Here is a 2,281-nt window from a genome sequence, read left to right on the forward strand (position 1 = left end):
TTCGGCAGCGTCGTGGCTCTTGTCCTCTCTCTTATCATCCGAGACGGCGGAACAGACGGTGCAGGCATCGCGCAATCGCTCCCAATTCTCGGCCTGTTTGTCTTTGCAGGTTACCGTGTCCTACCGACGTTGCAGAGCATCTATGTATCGCTCGCGACCGTTCGGCTCGGTATCTCCGCGCTGGAGGTCGTGCGCAAGGATCTGGAGGAAGAGCACAGCCTTCCCCTCTTGCCCGCGCAGCCGCCCGAGGCCATGACCATGGAATGGGCCGTCGAGCTTTGTGACGTGAGCTACCGGTACCCCAAAACCGATCAATCGAGCCTTCGAAATATCAAATTGACCATCCGCCGTGGCCAGCGCGTCGGTATCATCGGGCATACAGGATCGGGAAAGACGACACTCATGGACGTGTTGCTTGGTCTCCTCGTGCCGACTTCCGGCGAAGTGCTTGTGGACGGCAAGCCCCTCGACGACAACAGCATGCGCGCATGGCGCGGGGGCGTGGGCTACGTCGCGCAAGACATGTTCCTGAGCGACACCTCCGTCGCACGCAACATCGCTTTCGGCTGTCCGCCGGGCGATGTGGATCTGGCCGAGGTGGAACGGGCGGCCCGTATGGCGCAAATCCACGACTTCGTAATTAGCGAATTGCCTGATGGTTACGAAACGGAGGTCGGTGAGGACGGGGTCCGCCTGTCAGGCGGGCAACGCCAACGGATCGGGATCGCGCGCGCGCTCTATGGCGGCGCAGAAGTTCTCGTCTTCGACGAAGCGACCAGCGCGCTGGACACAGAAACGGAGGCTATGCTGATGGCGGAAATCGACCGACTCGCGCAAAACCGGACGGTCATTATCGTCGCGCATCGCATGAGTACTCTCCGCGATTGCGATATGATTGTGCGACTGGAAGCCGGACGCATCGTTTCAGTGGGCGGCGCCGAAATCATCGAGGGTCCCTCCATCGATGGCGATGCAGCCTTAGAATTTTGCGGCTGGGATTGTGAGGCTGCAAAATGATGGGCTCGGACGAACGGACTATAGGGACGGGCGGCGATATGCTAGCGATGGTCTTGCAGAGGACGCGCCGATCGATCGTCGGCCGTCTTCGGACAACCTCCTGGAGAGCCTTCGAGGATTCTAAGCGCTGGGCTCAGAACCTCGGTGCGAAACCGACCGATCGCCAGATCTTCATCTTCGGATGCCAGCGCAGCGGCACAACCCATCTCGAGCGGTTGTTTCGCGCCGACCCCCGATCCGCTGTATTCGGGGAGTTTAGCGATCTGTCGATCGGGCCCAGGAAGACAGCTTGGCGTCCGCTGGACGAGGTGATGGATCGATGCACCTCGACAGGAGCGACCTACACGGTCGCCCGGTCGCTCTACGCCAGCCACCGGGCGACTGAGATTCTGGACGCGGCGGGAGGGTCGGGCGCGATTGCCGTTTGGATGTACCGGGAGCCTCATGCCGTCGTCGCTTCGATGATCCGCAAATGGGGCCCGGATTTCCGTGAAGTCTCGCGCAGTGTGGAGTCGGACGCCGAAGGCAGATGGGACCTTGCAGACTTCTGGACAATCGTTGCTCAGCTTTCGGACGATCATTACGATCAGGAAGGCTGCTCAAAGCTGCGGAATTTCTACGGCGCCTATTGGTATCTAAGGAACCGGACGTTCTTCGATCTGAACCTTGATCAGGACGCCCGCATCATGCCGGTCGATTACGCTTCCCTCGTTGCCGATCCGGACGCCTTCGTGCAGGCGATGCGCGACCGGATCGGCTTGTCCGCCCCGCCCATGGCATTTCCGATAGCAACGAGTACAGCGCGCGCGCCCCGCCGCGACGTCAGCGGGATGTCCGCGAGGTTGGAGACCCTTTGCGACGACCTTTACGCGCGTCTGCGTGCCGCAGAAAGACCGGCCTAGCCATGCTGGCGATTGCTACCCAAGATCCCGGCTCAGTCGCCGAGACCTATGTTCGTCAGCACCTCCGCTTGATCTTGCCGGGTAGAACGGTCGGTATCGCCTTAGAACCAGGCGCGAGCGCGTCCGGTACGACTCCTTTTTGCCTCTTACCGACGAGACAGAGGAATAGCGTTGTCCGCCGAGCCGAGTTGCTGAGTGCGCTCATCCGGACAGGGTATTCCGGTGGTCCGTCATGGACGGATGCGAAGGGTATCGCTGCATTCCTCCGTAAACACGGGGTCCGCGCCGTCCTTGCCGAATTCGGGACCACCGGCATCGCCCTCCAACGCCTCTGCTCGTCCTTGAGACTGAAACTGATAGTG

At 61.0% G+C, this 2,281-nt stretch carries 2 protein-coding genes; both read left to right on the forward strand.

Annotation, left to right across the window (positions count from 1 at the left end; genetic code table 11):
- A partial coding sequence (locus tag WBA11_RS00760; RefSeq protein ID WP_424518823.1) for an ABC transporter ATP-binding protein occupies positions 1-1,017 on the forward strand: 1,017 nt, incomplete at its 5' end.
- Positions 1,018-1,055: 38 nt separating this feature from the next.
- Positions 1,056-1,919 carry a sulfotransferase family protein gene (locus WBA11_RS00765; protein WP_424518824.1) on the forward strand — a complete coding sequence of 288 codons (864 nt, stop codon included), beginning with the start codon at positions 1,056-1,058 and terminating at the stop codon, positions 1,917-1,919.
- Positions 1,920-2,281: the final 362 nt, after the last annotated feature.

It is taken from the genome of Rubrivirga sp. (assembly GCF_049648075.1).
GTDB lineage: Bacteria > Bacteroidota > Rhodothermia > Rhodothermales > Rubricoccaceae > Rubrivirga.

Bases quoted from the DNA above. Each gene is read 5' to 3' on its own strand.
- WBA11_RS00765 (WP_424518824.1), top strand. From the start codon at position 1,056: ATGCTAGCGATGGTCTTGCAGAGGACGCGCCGATCGATCGTCGGCCGT.